Here is a 20,023-nt window from a genome sequence, read left to right on the forward strand (position 1 = left end):
CAGGGGCTCCGCCCCCGAACCCCCAAAAGACTGCGCAGTTCCCCGCGCCCCCAGGTTTTTAGGGGCGCGGGGAACTGCGCGACCAGCCACAACGCACCCGCACCAGACAACACACCCCACGGGGTCTGGGGCGGAGCCCCAGAAGGATGGGACGGGTAGGGGCGGCGGGGGCGAAAGAATGGTTGGTCAGGGGAGGTGCTTCGTCAGGGTGTACTCCGTGATCCCCGGGGGATAGTCCGGGATCTCGCACACCACCTCGTAGCCCTGTTTGCGATAGAAGGCCGGGGCCTGGAAGTCCCACGTCTCCAGGCGGGAGTTGCGGCAACCACGGGACGTACGAGCCAGATGTTCCGCATGGGACAGCACGTGCGAACCGAGACCACCGCCACGATGACGCTCGTCGACCCAGAGATACGTCACGTGCAGCCACCCCGCCCAGGTGTGCCCGACCAGACCCCCCGCCACCCCACCGGCCGGATCCAACGCCCAAACCTGGAGCGGAACTTCCCGTTCACCAGGGGTTCCGCGCAGAGAACGCAGCACAGGAGACGCAGCCATGTTCGCGTCCCGTAGCCGTGAACGCAGGAATTGACGACGCTCTTTGTCGACTTCTGTCTCAATACGAAACATACGGCTCACCATAAACGCGCTGGCCAATCAGTTCTGCAAATCACCTTCCGCTCCTGCTGCCCGGCCGTACTCTGATGAGCAGCACCGGTGGGGGCCGGTGCTGATCAGGGGGCGAGACAGTCGGGTACGACGCCCGGAGTGGGGGTAGCAGTTCCAGCACGGCGGCGGCCGTGCGGCTGCGGCACCCCGTTTTCCGAGCGGAGGAGTTCGGGATCTCCGGGCGCCGTACCTGCGCCGGCCGTCCCCCGAGCAGTGGGGGTTTCAGTGGTTCGCATCCGTGTCCTGGTCGTCGACGACCACCGTATCTTCGCCGAGTCGCTCGCCGCCGCCCTGGCCGCCGAGCCCGATGTCGACGTGTCCGCGGCCGGCAGCGGCCCGGCTGCGCTGCGCTGCCTGGAGCGCGCGGCCGCCGAAGGCCGCAGATTCGACGTGCTCCTCGTCGACGCCGACCTGGGCGGCAACGTGCCGGGCGCCCGCCCGGCCGTACCCGTCCACGACAACAACGAAGAGGGCCTGGTCGACGGCATCTCGCTGGTCGCGGGCGTCCGTTCGGGCCAGCCCAGCGTCCGTACGGTCGTGCTCGCCGAGAAGGACGACCCGCGTCGCGCGGCGCTCGCCCTGCAGGCCGGTGCCTCGGGCTGGGTCGCCAAGGACTGCTCGCTGTCGCGGCTGCTCACCGTCATACGGGGCGTGCTGCGGGACGAGACGCATCTGCCGCCCGCGCTGCTCACCGGCGTCCTGCGTGAGCTGACGGCCGCGCGGAAACACCGTACGGAGAGCGAGCGGCTGGTGGAGTCGCTGACTCCGCGGGAGCGGGAAGTGCTGCGGTGCATGGTCGCGGGGCTGGGGCGCAAGGCCGTCGCCGAGCGGCTGTTCCTCTCGCCGCACACCGTCCGTACGCACATGCAGAACGTGCTGGGGAAGCTCGGCGTGCACTCGACCCTCGCCGCCGTTGCGCTCGCGCGCCGGGCCGGGGTCGGGCCCGTCGACCTAGCCGGGGATGTTGTCGAACGGGGCGGTCAACTGGCGTAGCAGCCCGGCGAGTTCGCCGCGCTGGGCCCTGCTGAGTTCCGCCAGGATCGCGCGTTCCTGGTCGAGGAGTCCGGCCAGTGCCTGGTCCGCGCGGTCGCGGCCGTCCTCGGTGAGCCGTACGAGTACGCCGCGGCGGTCGCTGGGGTCGGGGAGGCGTTCGACCAGGCCCTTTTTCGCGAGCCGGTCGATGCGGTTCGTCATCGTGCCCGAGGTGACGAGTGTCTGGGTGAGCAGTTGGCCGGGGGAGAGTTGGTACGGGGTTCCCGCGCGCCTCAGCGCCGTCAGGACGTCGAACTCCCAGGGCTCCAGGGCGTGCTCGGCGAACGCGATCCGGCGTGCGCGGTCCAGGTGCCTGGCGAGCCTGCTCACGCGGCTGAGTACCTCGAGCGGTTCCACGTCGAGGTCAGGGCGCTCCCGGCGCCACGCAGCGACCAGCCGATCGACCTCGTCCTCCATGGCGATCAGTGTAGTGGTTGTGTCGACATGAAGTCTCTTGACGTGAAGTCTCTTGACGTCGAGATAGCTGGGGTGTGAGGCTGGGGTTTCTTCGGGACGTCGGGTGCGGCGTCGGTCGTGACTTCGAGGAGGCCTCATGCCTGCCACCACCACACCCACCTGGGATCCGGGCCAGTATCTGCGCCATGCGGAGCATCGCGCGCGGCCCTTCGCTGAGCTTCTCGCCCGGGTGCCGACGCTGCCCGGCGATCCGGCCCGCGTCGCCGACCTGGGCTGCGGGCCCGGCAACGTGACCGTGCAGCTCGCCGAGCGGTGGCCTGGCGCGTACATCACGGGGTACGACAACTCCGCGGAGATGCTGGCCAGGACGGGCGAGCACGCGGGCCCCACGGCGGGGGGTGGGCGGCTGGACTTCGCCCACGCGGACCTCACGGACTGGGTGCCCGCGGAGACGTACGACCTGATCGCCTCGAACGCGGCGCTGCAGTGGGTGCCGGGGCATCTGGACGCCTTGCCAGGCTGGCTCGACGCGGTGGCTCCCGGCGGGACCTTCGCCTTCCAGGTTCCGAACAACATCGATGCGCCTCTGCATGCGCTGATGCGTGAGCTCGCCGCGTCGGCTCGTTGGAAGGGCCGCCTGGATGGCGTCCTCCGCCACAGGGACTCCGTCCATCCGCCGGTCCTCTACCTGGACCGGCTGGCCCGTCTGGGGTGCGCGGTGGATGTCTGGGAGACGACCTACATGCAGCTCCTGGAGGGGGAGGACGCGGTACTCGACTGGTCCAAGGGCACGGGGTTGCGGCCCGCTCTCACCGCCCTCGCGGGCGACCCGGAGGCCCGGGACGCCTTCGTGGGCGAGTACCGCGACCTGCTCCGCAAGGCGTATCCGACGGCTCCGTACGGGACGGTGCTTCCGTTTCGGCGGTTGTTTGTGGTGGCCCGGAAGGCTGTCTGACGGGATGCTTGCCGCCGTCGACCACGTTCAGCTCGCCGCCCCGCCGGGGGCCGAGGACGCCCTGCGCGCGTACTACGTCGATGTCCTCGGTATGACGGAGATCTCCAAGCCGGTGGTGCTCGCGGCGCGCGGTGGCTGCTGGTTCCGGGTGGGAGCGGTCCAGCTCCACCTGGGCATCGAGTCCGACTTCAGGCCCGCGAAGAAGGCCCACCCGGGGCTGCGGGTGACGGGGATCGAGGCGTACGCGGCGCGTCTCGCCGCGCAGGGAGCGGCGGTCACCTGGGATGACAGCCTCCCGGGGCACCGCCGCTTCTACTCCGAGGACCCGGTGGGCAACCGGCTGGAGTTCCTGGAGCCGATCCTCAGGGCGTGCGGCCCAGATGGGTGATGAGGATGCGGATCACGCTCTCGTCGATCAGGTAGAGGACGCGGCAATTGTCGACCCGAAGGCGCCGGATGTTGGGGCCGTATGCGGTGGAGTTGGAGGGGCGCGGGACCTTGGCGAGCTCGTCGACGGTTTCGTAGACGGTGGCGAGCCCTGTGGGGTCGTCCTTGAGGAACCGCACGGCCGCGTTCGTGGCGCTCGGCTCCCAGATGATGCGGTAGGTCACGGACGCAGCCCCAGAATGCGCCCGACTTCCTCGTGGGGGATGCCCTCTTCGAGCGTTCCCTCGGCCTTGCGGCGCTGGTAGTCCGCGACCGCGAGGGCGTCTTCGAGATCCTCTATCACCTGCGGAGAGACCAATAGCGCGGCTACGTGACCGTGGTCCGTGAGGGCGATGGTCTCGCGGCCGTGAGCGGCCCGGCGGACCAGATCGCCGAGCTGGGAGCGGGCCGCACTGATCGCAATCTCGGTCATGGACCCATTGGTACCACAAGGTTGACCTTGTGCTCTCTTGGTTTACCTCTTTCGGGGGGAAGGCGTGCGGACCCGGCCATTCCCGGCGTAGAGGCTGCTAGGCCTTGCGGCGCCCTATCAGGCGGGGCTTCGCTTCCAGGCCGTCCAGGCCGTGCCAGGCGAGGTTTACGAGGTGGGCTGCTACCTCGGCCTTTTTGGGGCGGCGGACGTCGAGCCACCACTGGCCGGTGAGGGCGACCATGCCGACGAGGGCCTGGGCGTAGAGCGGGGCGAGTTTCGGGTCGAAGCCTCGGCGTTTGAACTCGCGGCCGAGGATGTCCTCCACCTGCGTCGCGATGTCCGAGATCAGGGAGGCGAAGGAGCCTGTGGACTGGGGGATGGGGGAGTCGCGGACCAGGATGCGGAAGCCGTCCGTGTACTCCTCGATGTAGTCGAGGAGGGCGAAGGCTGCTTGTTCGCAGAGTTCGCGTGGGTGGCCCGCGGTGAGTGAGCTTGTTACGCCGTCCAGCAGGCGGCGCATCTCGCGGTCCACCACTACCGCGTACAGGCCTTCCTTGCCGCCGAAGTGCTCGTAGACCACCGGTTTGGAGACGCCGGCCTTTGCCGCGATCTCCTCCACCGATGTCGCCTCGAAGCCCTTCTGGGCGAAGAGGGTGCGGCCGATCTCCAGCAACTGGGCCCGCCGCTCCGCACCGGTCATCCGGGTGCGGCGGGCGCGCCGCGGCTTTTCATTGCTGGGTGTGCTGGAGTCGGCCACGCCGTCAATCATGCCGGTTCGGCGGCCTCCGCCTTGCGTCGGGAGCCCTTCCCGTCCGGGTTGCGACGGGAATCGATACGCGAGCGTGACGGCCAGCGCACGTCGTACGCCCAGCCGAACTGCTCGAACCAGCGGATGAGGCGGGCCGAGGAATCCACCTGGCCGCGCTCCACGCCGTGCCGGGCGGAGGTGGGATCGGCGTGGTGGAGGTTGTGCCACGACTCTCCGCAGGAGAGGACCGCCAGCCACCACACGTTGCCCGAGCGGTCACGCGACTTGAAGGGGCGCTTGCCCACCGCGTGGCAGATCGAGTTGATCGACCAGGTGACGTGGTGCAGCAGCGCCACCCGGACGAGCGAGCCCCAGAAGAAGCCCGTGAACGCGCCCCACCAGGACATCGTCACCAGGCCGCCGATCAGCGCCGGGAGCATGAGGGAGAGCCCGGCCCAGAGGAGGAACTGGCGCGAGATCGTGCGGATCGCCTTGTCCTTGATCAGGTCCGGCGCGTACTTGTCCTGCGGTGTCTGCTCCTCGTCGAACATCCAGGCGATGTGGGCCCACCACAGGCCCTTCATCAGCGCCGGGACCGTCTCGCCGAAACGCCACGGCGAGTGGGGGTCGCCCTCGGCGTCGGAGTACTTGTGGTGCTTGCGGTGGTCGGCCACCCAGCGGACCAGCGGGCCCTCGACGGCCATCGAGCCCGCGATCGCGAGGGCGATGCGAAGGGGGCGTTTTGCCTTGAAGGCGCCGTGCGTGAAGTAGCGGTGGAAGCCGATCGTGATGCCGTGGCAGCCGAGGTAGTAGAAGAAGACCAGCAGGCCGAGGTCGAGCCAGCTCACACCCCAGCCCCAGGCCAGCGGCACCGCCGCGAGGACCGCGAGGAAGGGGACGGTGATGAAGAGGAGAAGGGTGATCTGCTCGATCGAGCGCTTCTGCTCGCCGCCCAGCGTGGCGGAGCGGAGTGTGGTGTCGTCGTTGTTCGCCTCGGGGGCGTCATCGATCACATCGGAACTCGTGGTCATGGGAGCGTCCCCTGTGGGGTCGAGGGTTGTGAGAGTGGCCGGTAATCGCGCCTGCCGGGTTGCCGGAAACCGCGCCTACGGTTCCGTAACCTACGGCGTCGTAAGTATGGCAGTGCCTCGCCCGGCGGCAAGAGCCCGAGAGACTGCGCGTCCGTATGGACACCTATCCTTAAGGTCGGTCGGACAGCGCGGTCCGCTCTGTTTCATTCCCGGATGCCCCGTCGCCGATGCGCGCCCGCCGCCCGGGTGACGGGTTCCCCTCTCAGACGATCCCACCCGTCGCCCACCACCGCCCTTCCAAAGAGTCGCTTCGCGACGCACCTCCTGATCACTGCAAGGAGCCGCACCTGTGAGCAGTGCCGACGACCAGACCACGACAACCGGCAGTGAGCTGCGCGCCGACATCCGCCGCCTGGGCGATCTGCTGGGCGAGACCCTCGTACGTCAGGAGGGGCCCGAGCTTCTGGAACTGGTCGAGAAGGTCCGCCGCCTCACCCGCGAGGACGGTGAAGCCGCCGCCGAGCTGCTGCGCGGCACGGAACTGGAGACCGCGGCCAAGCTGGTCCGCGCCTTCTCGACCTACTTCCACCTGGCCAACGTCACCGAGCAGGTGCACCGCGGCCGCGAGCTGCGCGCCAGGCGGGCCGCCGAGGGCGGACTGCTCGCCCGCACGGCGGACCGGCTCAAGGACGCCGACCCCGAGCACCTGCGCGCGACCGTGCAGCACCTGAACGTCCGCCCGGTCTTCACGGCGCACCCCACCGAGGCGGCCAGGCGCTCCGTCCTCAACAAGCTGCGCCGGATCGCCGCCCTGCTGGAGACCCCCGTCATCGAGGCGGACCGGCGTCGCTACGACACCCGTCTGGCCGAGAACATCGACCTCGTGTGGCAGACGGACGAGCTGCGCGTGGTGCGTCCCGAGCCCGCCGACGAGGCCCGCAACGCCATCTACTACCTGGACGAGCTGCACGCCGGCGCCGTCGGGGACGTGCTGGAGGACCTGACCGCGGAGCTGGAGCGCGTCGGTGTCACGCTGCCCGACGAGACCCGGCCCCTCACCTTCGGTACCTGGATCGGCGGCGACCGCGACGGCAACCCGAACGTGACCCCGCAGGTCACCTGGGACGTCCTGATCCTCCAGCACGAGCACGGCATCAACGACGCGCTGGAGCTGATCGACGAGCTGCGCGGCTTCCTGTCGAACTCCATCCGCTACACCGGTGCCACCGAGGAGCTGCTCGCCTCGCTCCGCGCCGATCTGGAGCTGCTTCCGGAGATCAGCCCCCGCTACAAGCGCCTCAACGCCGAGGAGCCCTACCGGCTCAAGGCCACCTGCATCCGGCAGAAGCTGGAGAACACCAAGCAGCGCCTCGCCAAGGGCACCGCGCACGAGGACGGCCGGGACTACCTCGGCACCGCCGAGCTGCTCAAGGACCTGACCCTCGTCCAGAGTTCGCTGCGCGAGCACCGGGGCGCGCTGTTCGCCGACGGCCGCATGAACCGTACGATCCGCACGCTCGCCGCCTTCGGCCTCCAGCTCGCCACCATGGACGTACGGGAGCACGCGGACGCCCACCACCAGGCGCTCGGGCAGCTTTTCGACCGGCTCGGCGAGGAGTCGTGGCGGTACGAGGACATGCCGCGCGAGTACCGGCACAAGCTGCTCGCCAAGGAGCTGCGGTCCCGGCGGCCGCTCGGGCCCACCCCGGCACCGCTCGACGCGGCCGGGGAGAAGACCCTCGGCGTCTTCGAGACCGTGAAGCGGGCCCTCGGCGTCTTCGGGCCCGAGGTGATCGAGTCGTACATCATCTCGATGTGCCAGGGCGCGGACGACGTGTTCGCCGCGGCGGTGCTGGCCCGCGAGGCCGGGCTGATCGATCTGCACGCCGGCTGGGCGAAGATCGGCATCGTGCCGCTGCTGGAGACGACGGACGAGCTCAAGGCCGCGGACACGATCCTGGAGGACATGCTGTCCGACCCGTCCTACCGGCGGCTCGTGGCGCTTCGGGGCGATGTCCAGGAGGTCATGCTCGGGTACTCCGACTCGTCGAAGTTCGGCGGCATCACGACCTCGCAGTGGGAGATCCACCGGGCGCAGCGGCGGCTGCGCGACGTGGCCCACCGGTACGGCGTACGGCTGCGGCTCTTCCACGGCCGTGGCGGCACGGTGGGGCGTGGCGGCGGGCCCTCGCACGACGCGATCCTCGCGCAGCCCTGGGGCACGCTGGAGGGCGAGATCAAGGTGACCGAGCAGGGCGAGGTCATCTCCGACAAGTACCTCGTGCCGTCGCTGGCGCGGGAGAACCTGGAGCTGACGGTCGCGGCCACGCTGCAGGCGTCCGCCCTGCACACCGCGCCCCGCCAGTCCGACGAGGCGCTCGCCCGCTGGGACGCGGCCATGGACGTGGTCAGCGACGCCGCCCACGCGGCCTACCGCAGGCTGGTCGAGGACCCGGACCTTCCGACGTACTTCCTCGCCTCCACGCCGGTGGACCAGCTCGCCGACCTGCACCTGGGCTCGCGGCCCTCCCGCCGCCCCGGCTCGGGCGTCTCGCTCGACGGTCTGCGCGCCATTCCGTGGGTGTTCGGCTGGACCCAGTCCCGGCAGATCGTGCCCGGCTGGTTCGGTGTCGGCTCCGGTCTGAAGGCCTTGCGTGAGGCCGGTCTCGACAGCGTGCTGGAGGAGATGCACGAGCAGTGGCACTTCTTCCGCAACTTCCTCTCCAACGTCGAGATGACGCTGGCGAAGACGGACCTGCGGATCGCCGGGCACTACGTCGACACGCTCGTCCCGGACGAGCTGAAGCACGTCTTCGAGACCATCCGGGCCGAGCACGAGCTGACCGTGCGCGAGGTGCTGCGCATCACCGGTGAGCCGGGGCTTCTCGATGCCCACCCGGTGTTGAAGCAGACCTTCACCATCCGTGATGCCTATCTGGACCCGATCTCGTACCTTCAGGTCGCTCTGCTGAAGCGGCAGCGTGATGCGGCTGCCGCCGGCGAGGAGGCCGACCCGCTGCTGTCCCGGGCGCTGCTTCTGACGGTCAACGGGGTTGCGGCAGGCTTGCGCAACACCGGCTGACCCGTCTGGAGGTGCTCCGCAGGGAGGGCAGTGTGTTGTCTGCGGGGGCGTGGGGGCTGGTCGCGCAGTTCCCCGCGCCCCTTTGGGGCGCCTCTTGGGCGCGGGACTGCGCCGGCCTCAGAGCGCAATGAACGCCGCCGTGAGCAGTGTCAGGCCCGCGCCGCCGAAGGCCCAGGCGAGGCGGGGCAGGCGCAGGCCGCCCGCTACCACCATCGACGCGAGCAGCAGTGCGCCGCCGAGTGGGGCCCAGGCGTAGAGGAGTCCGCCGGTGCCCGTGCGTACGACCTCGTCGCTGCCGGGCTTCACGGCGACCGTGTAGGTGCGGCCCTTGTCGACCGCGACCTCGCTGTCGAGGACGACCCGGTCGCGGGCGGTGGACCCGTCCGACAGCGGCCGGTACGGACCTGTGCAGCGGTCGTCGGCACATCGCGCGACCGTCATCGTGCCGCGCTCACGGCCCTTGGTGAGCATCACGTGCTGGGCGGTGCCCCAGGAGGCCCAGACGCCCGCGATCAGGATCAGCGCCGCGACCGTACCCATCGCCGCGAGCTGCCCGAACCGGAGCACCACGACCGCGTTCTGACGGGAGGCGAGGGCAGGCATGGCGGCGATCCTTGGCCATGGCCCTGCGCTCGGTCAACTCCAGTGGGACTCCGTGGGGTGACAAGTCCCGCGTTGTACGGACCTTTTGCCGCGGACCTCTCGTACGGTCTCGGCGACCTGGCCGGAAAGCTCTCAGGAGTTGTACGTCGACTGGGCCCGCTCCAGGCCCTCGATCACCAGAGCCTCCACCGCGTCCGACGCGCGGTCCACGAAGTAGTCCAGCTCCTTGCGCTCCGCCGCGGAGAAGTCCTTCAGGACGAAGTCGGCGACCTGCATTCGGCCCGGCGGGCGGCCGATGCCGAAACGGACGCGGTGGTAGTCCGGGCCCATCGCCTTCGTCATCGACTTCAGACCGTTGTGGCCGTTGTCGCCGCCGCCGAGCTTCAGCCGCAGGACGCCGTAGTCGATGTCGAGTTCGTCGTGGACGGCGACGATGTTCGCCGTCGGCACCTTGTAGAAGTCGCGCAGGGCCGTGACCGGGCCGCCTGACAGGTTCATGTACGACATCGGCTTGGCCAGGATCACCCGGCGGTTCGCCGGTCCGGGCGGACCGATACGGCCCTCGATCACCTGGGCCTGCGCCTTGCCGGCCCGCTTGAACTTCCCGCCGATCCGCTCGGCGAGGAGGTCGGCCACCATGAAGCCCACGTTGTGGCGGTTCCTGGCGTACTCGGGGCCGGGGTTGCCGAGCCCCACGATGAGCCAGGGGGCGCCTGGTTCCGTGGTCACGTCCGTGTCTCCCATGGGTCCTCGATCGGCGGGCTGTCCGGATCAGGGACACGCACCGGCCGCCGCCCCCTCGGGAGCGGCGGCCGGTGCACGGTGATCCGGTGCGGGATCAGGCCTCGGCGGCCGCGTCGGCCGCGGCGTCCTCGGTGGGCTCCTCCGCCTGGGCGGCCAGGACCTGGAGCACGACGGCGTCCTCGTCGATGACCAGCGTGGTGCCCTCGGGGAGCGGGATGTCCTTGGCGAGGATGGAGGCACCGGCCTCCAGGCCCGCGATGGACACGGTGACCGACTCGGGGATGTGCGTGGCCTCGGCCTCGACCGTCAGCGTGCTCAGCACGTGCTCGAGCAGGAAGGCGCCCGGGGCCAGCTCGCCCTCGGTGTGGACGTAGACCTCGACGGTGACCTTCTCGCCGCGCTTCACGGTGAGCAGGTCGACGTGCTCCAGGAAGCCCTTGATGGCGTCGCGCTGGACGGCCTTCGGGATCGCCAGCTCGGTCCTGCCCTCGATGTCCAGGGTGAGCAGGACGTTCGGGGTGCGCAGGGCGAGCTGCAGCTCGTGGCCCGGCAGCGTGATGTGGACGGGGTCGGCGCCGTGGCCGTAGACGACCGCGGGAACCTTGTTCTCACGGCGGATGCGGCGGGCGGCACCCTTGCCGAACTCGGTGCGGGTCTCGGCGGCGATCTTGACGTCGGCCATGGTCACTCCTCGTAGATATGGGGATGGTGGTCACCCGGCCAAAACATCGGCCTGCTACGAAGAGCGCGTCGATAACGGACCGCCGCACCAAAGAGTGCGGCCTCCCTCGCCGAGCAACTGTGACAGTTTACGGGGCGGGGAGGCCGTACAAGAAATCGATCTACGCGGCCCGGCGGGACCGGTGGACCTGCTTCTCGGCTACTCGTCGAACAGGCTGGTCACCGAGCCGTCCTCGAAGACCTCGCGCACCGCGTTGGCGATCGTCGGCGCGATCGACAGCACGGTGATCTTGTCGAGCTCCAGCTCGCCCGGGGTGGGCAGCGTGTCCGTGAAGATGAACTCGCTGACCTTGGAGTTCTTCAGCCGGTCGGCGGCCGGACCGGAGAGCACACCGTGCGTGGCCGTCACGATGACGTCCTCCGCGCCGTGCGCGAACAGCGCGTCCGCGGCGGCGCAGATCGTGCCACCGGTGTCGATCATGTCGTCGACCAGGACACAGACCCGGCCCTCGACGTCACCGACGACCTCGTGGACCGTGACCTGGTTCGCGACGTCCTTGTCGCGGCGCTTGTGCACGATCGCGAGGGGCGCGCCCAGGCGGTCGCACCAGCGGTCGGCCACGCGCACGCGGCCGGCGTCCGGCGAGACGACCGTGAGCTTGGAGCGGTCCACCTTGTGGCCCACGTAGTCCGCGAGCAGCGGCAGCGAGAACAGATGATCCACCGGACCGTCGAAGAATCCCTGGATCTGGTCGGTGTGCAGATCGACCGTCAGGAGGCGGTCGGCGCCCGCCGTCTTCATCATGTCGGCGATCAGACGGGCCGAGATGGGTTCACGTCCGCGGTGCTTCTTGTCCTGCCGGGCGTAACCGTAGAACGGCATGATCACGGTGATGCTCCGGGCGGAGGCCCGCTTCAGAGCATCGATCATGATGAGCTGCTCCATGATCCATTTGTTGATCGGAGCGGTGTGGCTCTGGATGAGGAAGCAGTCGGCGCCGCGGGCCGACTCCTCGTAGCGGACGTAGATCTCGCCGTTGGCGAAGTCGAAGGCCTTCGTCGGGACGACCCCGACACCCAGCTGGTGGGCGACCTCCTCGGCAAGCTCGGGGTGGGCGCGGCCGGAGAAGAACATCATCTTCTTCTCGCCGGTCGTCTTGATCCCGGTCACAGCACTGTCTCCTCAGAGGTGTCTCAGCTGGATGTTGAGATGTGTTCTCAGATGCGGTCCCAGCTGGGTGTGCGGGTGTGCATCTATCACGGTACGCCGAGTCCGACCCACCGCTTTCCGGTCAGCTTTCGTCGGCCGACTCCCGGGCAGCCGCCTCCGCCGCCTTCGCGGCCGCGCTACCAGGACGCTTGCGGGCCACCCAGCCCTCGATATTCCGCTGCTGGCCCCGGGCGACGGCCAGCGAACCGGGCGGCACGTCCTTGGTGATGACGGAGCCCGCGGCGGTGTAGGAACCGTCCCCGACCGTGACAGGCGCCACAAACATGTTGTCCGAACCCGTCTTGCAGTGCGAGCCGACCGTGGTGTGGTGCTTGGCCTCGCCGTCGTAGTTCACGAAGACGCTCGCGGCGCCGATGTTCGTGTACTCGCCGATCGTCGCGTCGCCCACGTACGAGAGGTGCGGCACCTTCGTGCCCTCGCCGATCGAGGCGTTCTTCGTCTCCACGTACGTACCCACCTTGGCCTTCAGCCCGAGGCGGGTGCCGGGACGGAGATACGCGTACGGACCCACGCTCGCCCGGGGGCCGACCTCGGCGCCGTCGGAGACCGTGTTGTCGATACGGGCGCCCGCGCCCACCCTGGTGTCCTTCAGGCGGGAGTTGGGGCCGACCTCGGCGCCCTCGGCGAGGTGCGTGGCGCCCTGGAGCTGGGTGCCGGGGTGCACGATCGCGTCCTGCTCGAAGGTGACGGTGACGTCGATCCAGGTGGAGGCGGGGTCGACGACGGTGACGCCGGCGAGCATCGCCCGCTCCAGCAGCCGGTCGTTGAGGATGCGGCGGGCCTCGGAGAGCTGGACGCGGTTGTTGATGCCGGCGATCTCGCGGTGGTCGCCCGCCACGGAGGCGCCGACGCGGTGCCCGGCCTCGCGGAGGATGCCGAGGACGTCCGTGAGGTACTCCTCGCCCTGGCTGTTGTCGGTGCGGACCTTGCCGAGCGCGTCCGCGAGGAGCTGTCCGTCGAAGGCGAAGACACCGGAGTTGATCTCGCGGATCGCGCGCTGGGACTCCGAGGCGTCCTTGTGCTCGACGATCGCGGTGACCGCGCCGGAGACGCCGTCGCGCACGATGCGGCCGTAGCCGGTGGCGTCCGGGACCTCGGCGGTGAGCACGGTGACCGCGTTGCCGTCGGTGGTGTGGTTGGCGGCGAGGTCGCGCAGGGTCCCGCCGCTGAGGAGGGGTGTGTCCCCGCAGACGACCACGACGGTTCCGTCGATGCCGCCGCCGAGCTCCTCCAGGGCCATCCGCACGGCGTGACCGGTGCCGTTCTGCTCGGCCTGCACGGCGGTCCGTACACCCGGAGCGGTGTCGGCGAGGTGCGCGGTGACCTTCTCGCGGGCGTGGCCCACGACGACCACCAGATGCTCGGGCTCCAACTCGCGTGCGGCGGCGAGTACATGGCCGACGAGGGAACGGCCACAGATGTCGTGCAGGACCTTGGGTGTGGCCGACTTCATACGGGTGCCCTCACCCGCTGCAAGAACGACGACGGCTGCCGGGCGGTTGGCGCTCACGGGGATGCCCTTCGGCTTCGGATGGCTGGGGTGCCTTTGGGGGGTGGACATCCGCAGGATACCGGGGCGTTGTGAGGGGGAAATGTGAGTGGGTCCTGACGGTGTCGTCAGGACCCGAACTGAGCATTGCTCCCCCGCCAGGACTCGAACCTGAAATACACCGTCCAAAGCGGAGTGTGTTGCCGATTACACCACGGGGGATTACGGAATGCAGCCTACGCGGTTCGCCGCTTGGCCTCCACCACGATGCCAGACCACCAGCCTTCGATGCGACGGTACAAGTGGGCACCCTTCAGGACTTTGACCACGAGGCAGCCCCTGTACGAATCGCCGACGTTCTTGCGCACTGTCTTGGGGTTGTGCTTCTTGATGGTCGTCCTGTTGAACGCGGAGCGGTCGGCCCCGACGAGGTCGGCCCAGTACCGTTCGGCACCTCCCACATCCGCCGTCTCGTGGATCATGACGGCGTATCGGAGGCACCCCCGCTCGACCCCAAGGAGGTCGAGCCAGGCCAGGTAGACATTGATCACGCCCGGATCGCTGTTGACGAAGGTGACGCTCTCGCGGCGGTCGTACGGTTTGTCCTTGCCGCCTTCCGCCCAGTACAGAGCAACACCGGTCATGAACAGCTCTCGATCGCTCATTGTGCCGATCTCCTGCGCGGCTGCAGTCTTGGTGCGCTGCCGTTCCTGGTCACGGATGGCGAGCTCGTGCTCCCACCGCTTTCGCCCCGCGAGCTTCGCCTGCTCAGAAGGATCTCGTCGCTCCGGCTTTGGTAGATCCCGAACCCACAGCGAGATCGAACTCTTCGAGCACCCCAGCTCGACCTGGATCCGGTCGTACGTCCAGCCCTGGAGTCGCAGTTTCCGGGCCTGCGCGCGGAGGTCGTCCTTCGCGTTCGGGCGCTTGGTCCACTCGGGGGCCGGTTCGCCTTCCAGGAGGCGGTTGAGGATGTCGTTGTTGTGGACGTGGAGCCGGTCGCGGATCTGGCGGCGGCTGAGGCCCTCCCGGCGCAGGGTGACGGCCTGCTGTCGTAGGTCCTCGAAGTCCCCGTACGTGCTGTGTGCGTGTGCCATAGGCATACCGTCCAGGCGGAATGGGGGCTTCCGGGGTCGAACGGTGGGCGATTCAGCAGTTCGAGGGATTCTGGTCGGTTTCGCGTCTGTTCGATTACGTTGAGTGGTGTAGGCCAGTACGCGAAACTCACCGGAAAAGCGGCGGGGGGCGACCGTAGGCTGGAGGCATGACCACGACGGGGGAAGACCACACCGCGACCCTGACCGGGCCGTGGTGGTGGGCGAGGTGGCGCAGCGCGGTGCTCGACGGGAGCCTCGCGCTGGTGTCCGCCGTGGAGTGTGCGATCGAGGGGTATCCGTTCGCGGACGCGGCGGGCGTGCCGGTGCCCGCCGGGATGGTGTTCGGGGCCCTCGCCGGGTCCGTGCTGTTGTTCCGGAGGCGGTGGCCCATCGCCGTGGTGCTGGTGTCGATCGCCATCACACCGGCCCAGATGGGGTTCCTGATGGGGCTCGTCGGGCTCTACACGCTCGCCGCGTCCGAGATGCCCCGGCGGATCATCGGGGCGCTGGCCGGTATGTCGATGGTGGGCATGCTCATCGTCACGTACGTGCGCGCGCACCAGGGGATGGTGCGGGGCGACCTGCAGATGGTGGGCGACTGGTTCGTGCCGTTCGTGTCCATCACCACCTCGCTCGGGATGACCGCGCCGCCGATCCTGCTCGGGTTGTACGTGGGGGCCAGGCGGCGGCTGATGGAGAGTCTGCGCGAGCGGGCCGACTCCCTGGAGCGGGAGTTGCAGCTGCTGGCCGAGCGGGCCGAGGAGCGGGCGGAGTGGGCGCGCAACGAGGAGCGGACCCGGATCGCCCGCGAGATGCACGACGTCGTCGCGCACCGGGTGAGTCTGATGGTCGTGCACGCGGCGGCTCTGCAGGCCGTGGCGCGCAAGGACCCCGAGAAGGCCGTCAAGAACGCCTCGCTCGTGGGCGACATGGGTCGGCAGGCGCTGACCGAGCTGCGGGAGATGCTCGGGGTGCTGCGTACGGGCGAGGGGGGTTACGGGGGTTCCTCCGTGCGGATGCAGACCGTGCCGCTCGCCGCGGTGGGGGTCGCGGCCGCCGCCGCGGCGTCCCGGGCCGTGGACGAGGAGACGGGGGACGGACCCTGCCTCGACGATCTCCAGGAGCTGGTGGGGCAGTCCGCCGCCGCGGGGATGGTCGTCGAGCTGTTCGTGGAGGGGGACGCGCGGGGCTATGCGGCCCTGGTGGAGCAGACCGCCTATCGCGTGGTGCAGGAGGCGCTGACCAACGTCCACAAGCATGCGGCGGGGGCGAAGACCCGGGTGCGGGTCGCGCACCGCGGGGCCGAGATCGCCATGCAGGTGGAGAACGGCCCCCCGCCCGAGCCCGGTGCCGCGTCCGACGCGCGGCTGCCCAGCGGGGGGAACGGCCTTGTGGGGATGAAGGAGCGGGTCCTGGGACTCGGGGGCGTGTTCGTGTCCGGCCCCACCGACGCCGGTGGGTTTCGGGTCTCGGCGGTCATCCCTGCGGAGGCGTGAGCGCCGCCGTCCTGGCGTGAGCCGGTCCTGGGTGGCTTGAGCCGGTTCGAGGTGGGCCCGTTCGGGGTGGCGTGAGCCGGTCCGGGGTGAGTCCCGCCGCCACGAGGCCCGTCGGGGCCGGTCCCGGAGAGCCCGTGCCCGTTCAGCCGGCCGTCAGGCGTTCCGGTTCCAGGCCCGAGACGAGTGTGGTCAGGGCCTGGTCGATGGTGGCGCCCAGGTACCAGTCGCCCGTGTGGTCGAGGGTGTAGGTGCGGCCCTCCGCGTCGATGGCGAGCAGGGCTCTGGTGTCGGACTCCTCGCCCAGCGGGGCCACTTCGCTGTCCAGGGCTCTGCCCAGGTCCACGAGCGTACGGGCCATGTGGAGGCCGTGCAGGGGGTCCAGGTGCAGAGGCGTCGGGGCGATCTGGCGGCCGGGGGCCGTGGCGGGGATGTGGAGACCGCCGAACTCCGCCCAGGCCTCGACCGCCGCCGGGAACACGGAGTGGCGGTGACCGGCCGGGGACTCGTGGCTGCGCAGGGCGTCGGCCCAGATCTCGGCCTGCCTTATGTCCCACCGGCCCGGCTGCCATCCCGCGGCGCGCAGCGCGGCGTCGACCACGGCGGAGAACCGGGTCGAGGTCGGTGTGGGGGAGGGGGAGGTGCGGTCGGTGTGCATCGGGCCTTCGCGTTCGTCTGAGCTGCCGCGGCTTGTGGTTCGGCGGCTTCGGCAAGGGGCGCCGGTGACGCCCTGTGTGGGGGAAGAGGGGTTTCTCAGTCCTCCGGTGCCGTCGGGTCGACGATGCGTACGCCGAAGTGGGCGCTGAGCGCGGTGCAGGAGCGGCAGGGCGGCGCGAAACTGCCGTGCAGCGGGTCGCCGTCCTCGCGGATGCGGCGGGCGGTGAGTTTGGCCTGCTTGAGGGACTTGCGGGCCTCTCCGTTGGTCATGGGTTTGCGGGCGGCCCGTTTGGAACGGTCCGCGTCCACCGCCGTGATGTGGCGGGAGATGAGGATCACTTCGGCGCAGCGGCCGGTGAAGCGGTCGCGCTGTCCGCTCGTCAGTGTGTCGAGGAAGTCCCGGACGAGCGGGTGGAGCGGCGGCGGCTGGTCGCCCCGGCCCGCCGTGCCGGTGAGCGTGGCGCCCCGTACGGACAGGGCGGCGGCGATGGTCGGAAGTATGCCGTCACGGCGGTGGAGGAGTGTGGGCGTGACGGGAGCATCGGTGTTGCTCCAGCCCACTCTGGGGTCACCAGACCTGCCTGTCTGCGTTGAGTTCATCGTCCTGTTTCCTCCCCTTACCGCATCCCCCGGTGCTCGGACAGAGTGCCAAACTCCGTGGCTGGTGCGGAAGCTGGGGCGCCGCGACACGCGTGGTCTTCGCCGCACCGTCACGGCGCGATGACGGCAGGTCACGGAACCGGAGTCCCGCTGGCCGGTGCGGAACCGGAGGCCCGGTGACCGGTGTCGTTCAACCGCATAGGCTGTCGATATCCGCGATCCTTCAGAACGCCGCAGGGGGCAACCGCCATGACGACAGGTCGGCTCGGGCAACAAGCCGCGCCGCCGAACGCGGCCTATGCCGGGCAGGTCGTGCACTTCCCGGACCCGGTCCGGGCGGCGCGTCACCCGAGAGGTGTACGTGTCGACGAGGGCGGCTATCCCGACTTCTCGTTCTATGCGCGTGCCGCTGCGGAGATCGCCGAGCCGCCCGAGGGGTTCGGGGTCGACGAACTTCGGCTGACGGACTACGTGTCCGCGAACGCGGCCATGGCCGCGGACGGTCACGACCTGTGGGACACCATCCCGCCCGTCGCCACTCCGCACGGCTGGACCTGGCACCACGTGCCGGGCACCCGGCGGCTGGAGCTGGTGCCGGTCGAGGTGAAGGCGCTGCTGCGTCACCACGGTGGACTTGCCACCGCGGCCGTCGACCAGAACAAGCGCGGGACCCGGCCCCTGCAGGAGACGCGGCCCGCGCACTTCGGGCTGCCCAAGGCCGCCGTCGCGGTGACCGAGCAGCAGGTGCTGGGCGTCGAGGAGGACCTCGGGTACCGGCTGCCCGGCGCGTACCGGTCGTTCCTGAAGGCCGCCGGGGGGTGCGCCCCGATGGGGGCCGCGCTCGACGCCGAGCTGGGACTGCTGGTCGACCAGCCGTTCTTCACCGTGCGCGACGAGGCCGCCGTCAACGACCTCGTGTACGTCAACAAATGTCTGCGGGACCACCTCACCAAGGACTACCTGGGTGTCGGCTTCGTCCAGGGCGGTCTGCTCGCCGTGAAGGTCAAGGGCGACAGCGTCGGGTCCGTGTGGTTCTGCGCGTACGACGACGCCCGTGACCAGGACCTGTGGGCGCCCCCGGAGCGTGTGCAGCGGCTGCTGCTGCCCTGCGGGGACGACTTCGACCAGTTCCTGGCCCGGCTCGCGGGCAATCCGCCCGAGCTGGAGACCGTGGCGAATCTGATGGTGGACGGTGGATTCGCGCGGGCTGTGTCGGTGTCCGCGGTGTCTTCGGTGGGGGAGTGAGCGTCCGATGGTGACCTTCGCGCAGGCGCAGGAGCGCGCCGAAGAGTGGATCAACGGGGATGTGCCCGGCTACCAGCACCGCGAGGTGCGGGTGCGGGAGTTCGAACTCGGATTCGTGGTGTGGGCCGAGGACCGGGCCGAAGGACCGCGGTCCGACGGCGGTGCCCAGCGGCTCGTCATCGCCCGCGACAGCGGAGAGGCCACACTGTGGCCCTCGCTGCCGGTGGGCGAGGTGATCCGCCGGTACGAGGAGGAGTACGGGCTGCCGGACGCGGCGCCCGATCCGGCGCCCGCGCCTCCCGCGCGCGTCGACCTCAACCAGACGTCGTTCCTGTTGACGCCGCCGGAGTGGCTCCAGGAGGCGGCGGACCGGATGGGTATTCCGGACCGGCGGGACCGGCCGTCCGGCGGCTCGTCGGGCGGGGCGTCGGGTGGGTCGTCGGGCAGCGGTTCGCCGCGTCCGTCCGACAGGACTCCGGACAGGGCGTCGGACGGGGCCGGGTCCCGTCCCGCCGCTGCCGCCGCCAGTGACGCGGTTCCGCCCGGCGGTTCTGCCGGTCCCGCCCATGGAGGGGCCGGGGGCGGAGGGGCGATTCCCGAGACGTTGCCCGGGCCCGGTGGTGGCCCGGGGGCGTCCTCCGCTCCCGGTGGCGGTACGTCGTGGCCCGCCGCCGGCGGGGAGGCCTCGGGCGGTTCCGGGGTGCCCGCCGACGCGACGCCGTGGGCGGGGACCGACACCAACGCCGAGTCGGGCGACGACCGTTCGGTGCCGCTGCCCGCGACCGTGTACGCGCCGCAGATAAGGGACGTCGGGGACGGGGGCGCCGACGGCAGGCCGTCGGAGCCCGGCGCGGCACCCGGGGCCCAGACCAGGCTGATCTCGGGCGGCAGCCAGCTCCCGAGCACGACCGTCGCGCCCGCACTGGGCGACCCGAACCCGCCCGCGTTCCCGCAGGGCCCGGGGGCTCCGGCCGGTCCGGGCGGGCCTGGTGCGCAGGGCACCCCGCCGCCGGGGGCGCCTTCTTCGTACGGCTATCCGCAGGGTCCCGGCGCCGGTACGCCGCCTCCGGGTGCGCCCGCCGGTGCGCCTTCCTCGTACGGCTATCCGCAGGGGCCCGGCGCCGGCACACCGCCGCCCGGTGCGCCCGGTACGCCGCCTCCGGGTGCTCCCGGTGCGCAGGGTGCTCCCTCGTACGGGTTCCCGCAGGGTGCTCCGCAGCCGCCCGCGGGGCCCAATCCACCGCAGCCGCCTCCCGGTCCGGGTGCGGGTGCGGGTGGGCGACTGTTGCCCCCCAACGCCGGTGACATCGCCGACGCCGCCACCAGCAAGGCGCAGGCTCCGCCGCGCGGTGCCCGTGGTGCGGGTGCGGCCGGTACGCCGCCGCCTCCG

The 20,023-nt window shown here is 70.3% G+C and carries 20 protein-coding genes, 1 tRNA gene and 1 pseudogene; 7 read left to right on the plus strand and 15 right to left on the minus strand.

Annotated features, from left to right (window positions below):
- Positions 1-186: 186 nt before the first annotated feature.
- Positions 187-642 carry an N-acetyltransferase gene (locus O3Q52_RS25825; RefSeq protein WP_269651149.1) on the minus strand — a complete coding sequence of 152 codons (456 nt, stop codon included), beginning with the start codon at positions 640-642 and terminating at the stop codon, positions 187-189.
- Positions 643-894: 252 nt separating this feature from the next.
- Here O3Q52_RS25825 and O3Q52_RS25830 point away from each other — a divergent pair, with 252 nt between their 5' ends.
- Positions 895-1,662 (plus strand): response regulator transcription factor, encoded by a 768-nt coding sequence (locus O3Q52_RS25830; RefSeq protein ID WP_269651134.1) that lies wholly within the window; start codon positions 895-897, stop codon positions 1,660-1,662.
- Here O3Q52_RS25830 and O3Q52_RS25835 read toward each other — a convergent pair.
- Positions 1,621-2,118, minus strand: a complete 498-nt coding sequence (locus O3Q52_RS25835) for a MarR family winged helix-turn-helix transcriptional regulator (RefSeq protein ID WP_055617964.1) — start codon at positions 2,116-2,118, stop codon at positions 1,621-1,623. The two genes, O3Q52_RS25830 and O3Q52_RS25835, sit on opposite strands and share 42 nt — an antisense overlap.
- 136 nt (positions 2,119-2,254) lie before the next feature.
- Here O3Q52_RS25835 and O3Q52_RS25840 point away from each other — a divergent pair, with 136 nt between their 5' ends.
- On the plus strand, positions 2,255-3,073 hold the full coding sequence (locus O3Q52_RS25840) for a trans-aconitate 2-methyltransferase (RefSeq protein ID WP_269651135.1): 819 nt from the start codon (positions 2,255-2,257) through the stop codon (positions 3,071-3,073).
- Between the two features lie 4 nt (positions 3,074-3,077).
- Positions 3,078-3,461, plus strand: coding sequence for a VOC family protein (locus O3Q52_RS25845; protein WP_269651136.1), 384 nt, complete (start codon positions 3,078-3,080; stop codon positions 3,459-3,461).
- Here the strand turns inward: O3Q52_RS25845 and O3Q52_RS25850 are convergent.
- From O3Q52_RS25850 to O3Q52_RS25865, 4 genes are all read right to left on the minus strand, one after another.
- The gene (locus tag O3Q52_RS25850; protein WP_269651137.1) at positions 3,436-3,684 is read right to left on the minus strand and encodes a type II toxin-antitoxin system RelE/ParE family toxin; all 249 of its coding nucleotides are present in this window, start codon (positions 3,682-3,684) and stop codon (positions 3,436-3,438) included. The two genes, O3Q52_RS25845 and O3Q52_RS25850, sit on opposite strands and share 26 nt — an antisense overlap.
- Positions 3,681-3,932, minus strand: coding sequence for a type II toxin-antitoxin system Phd/YefM family antitoxin (locus O3Q52_RS25855; protein WP_266699654.1), 252 nt, complete (start codon positions 3,930-3,932; stop codon positions 3,681-3,683). Before O3Q52_RS25855 ends, O3Q52_RS25850 begins: the two co-directional genes overlap by 4 nt.
- Before the next feature lie 97 nt (positions 3,933-4,029).
- Entirely contained in the window at positions 4,030-4,701 is a 672-nt protein-coding gene (locus O3Q52_RS25860) for a TetR/AcrR family transcriptional regulator (RefSeq protein WP_143638968.1), read from the minus strand.
- Positions 4,698-5,711, minus strand: a complete 1,014-nt coding sequence (locus tag O3Q52_RS25865; protein ID WP_269651138.1) for a fatty acid desaturase — start codon at positions 5,709-5,711, stop codon at positions 4,698-4,700. Before O3Q52_RS25865 ends, O3Q52_RS25860 begins: the two co-directional genes overlap by 4 nt.
- A gap of 349 nt (positions 5,712-6,060) precedes the next feature.
- Here O3Q52_RS25865 and ppc point away from each other — a divergent pair, with 349 nt between their 5' ends.
- Complete coding sequence (gene ppc / locus O3Q52_RS25870) at positions 6,061-8,793, plus strand: phosphoenolpyruvate carboxylase (protein WP_269651139.1); 2,733 nt, start codon at positions 6,061-6,063, stop codon at positions 8,791-8,793.
- Positions 8,794-8,910: 117 nt separating this feature from the next.
- Here ppc and O3Q52_RS25875 read toward each other — a convergent pair whose 3' ends face one another.
- The 7 genes from O3Q52_RS25875 to O3Q52_RS25905 all read right to left on the minus strand — a co-directional run bounded on the left by O3Q52_RS25875 (position 8,911) and on the right by O3Q52_RS25905 (position 14,638).
- Positions 8,911-9,396 (minus strand): hypothetical protein, encoded by a 486-nt coding sequence (locus O3Q52_RS25875; protein WP_269651140.1) that lies wholly within the window; start codon positions 9,394-9,396, stop codon positions 8,911-8,913.
- A 132-nt stretch (positions 9,397-9,528) separates the two neighbouring features.
- Entirely contained in the window at positions 9,529-10,140 is a 612-nt protein-coding gene (pth, locus tag O3Q52_RS25880; RefSeq protein ID WP_269651141.1) for an aminoacyl-tRNA hydrolase, read from the minus strand.
- 94 nt (positions 10,141-10,234) lie between these two features.
- Positions 10,235-10,822, minus strand: coding sequence for a 50S ribosomal protein L25/general stress protein Ctc (locus tag O3Q52_RS25885; protein ID WP_269651142.1), 588 nt, complete (start codon positions 10,820-10,822; stop codon positions 10,235-10,237).
- A gap of 198 nt (positions 10,823-11,020) precedes the next feature.
- A complete protein-coding gene (locus tag O3Q52_RS25890) occupies positions 11,021-11,992 on the minus strand; it encodes a ribose-phosphate diphosphokinase (RefSeq protein WP_055617955.1) in 972 nt (323 codons plus the stop codon).
- A gap of 121 nt (positions 11,993-12,113) precedes the next feature.
- Positions 12,114-13,562, minus strand: a complete 1,449-nt coding sequence (gene glmU, locus O3Q52_RS25895; protein WP_269651143.1) for a bifunctional UDP-N-acetylglucosamine diphosphorylase/glucosamine-1-phosphate N-acetyltransferase GlmU — start codon at positions 13,560-13,562, stop codon at positions 12,114-12,116.
- 129 nt (positions 13,563-13,691) lie between these two features.
- A tRNA-Gln gene (locus tag O3Q52_RS25900) sits at positions 13,692-13,763 on the minus strand.
- 14 nt (positions 13,764-13,777) lie between these two features.
- Complete coding sequence (locus O3Q52_RS25905; protein WP_269651144.1) at positions 13,778-14,638, minus strand: hypothetical protein; 861 nt, start codon at positions 14,636-14,638, stop codon at positions 13,778-13,780.
- A gap of 167 nt (positions 14,639-14,805) precedes the next feature.
- Between O3Q52_RS25905 and O3Q52_RS25910 the strand changes: the two genes are divergently transcribed.
- The gene (locus O3Q52_RS25910; protein WP_269651145.1) at positions 14,806-16,134 is read left to right on the plus strand and encodes a sensor histidine kinase; all 1,329 of its coding nucleotides are present in this window, start codon (positions 14,806-14,808) and stop codon (positions 16,132-16,134) included.
- A 142-nt stretch (positions 16,135-16,276) separates the two neighbouring features.
- Here the strand turns inward: O3Q52_RS25910 and O3Q52_RS25915 are convergent, their stop codons facing one another.
- Together O3Q52_RS25915 and O3Q52_RS25920 are read right to left on the minus strand one after the other, a co-directional pair.
- The gene (locus tag O3Q52_RS25915) at positions 16,277-16,789 is read right to left on the minus strand and encodes an SUKH-3 domain-containing protein (protein ID WP_269651146.1); all 513 of its coding nucleotides are present in this window, start codon (positions 16,787-16,789) and stop codon (positions 16,277-16,279) included.
- A 95-nt stretch (positions 16,790-16,884) separates the two neighbouring features.
- Positions 16,885-17,388, minus strand: coding sequence for a YwqJ-related putative deaminase (locus tag O3Q52_RS25920; protein ID WP_269651147.1), 504 nt, complete (start codon positions 17,386-17,388; stop codon positions 16,885-16,887).
- A 249-nt stretch (positions 17,389-17,637) separates the two neighbouring features.
- On the opposite strand from O3Q52_RS25920, the gene O3Q52_RS25925 reads away from it, so the two are divergent.
- Positions 17,638-18,633, plus strand: coding sequence for an SMI1/KNR4 family protein (locus tag O3Q52_RS25925; protein WP_269651148.1), 996 nt, complete (start codon positions 17,638-17,640; stop codon positions 18,631-18,633).
- A gap of 7 nt (positions 18,634-18,640) precedes the next feature.
- Positions 18,641-20,023: pseudogene (locus tag O3Q52_RS25930) on the plus strand (hypothetical protein); the annotation flags it as partial.

Origin of the sequence: Streptomyces sp. ActVer (genome assembly GCF_027270795.1) — a bacterium.
Classification (GTDB): domain Bacteria; phylum Actinomycetota; class Actinomycetes; order Streptomycetales; family Streptomycetaceae; genus Streptomyces; species Streptomyces umbrinus_A.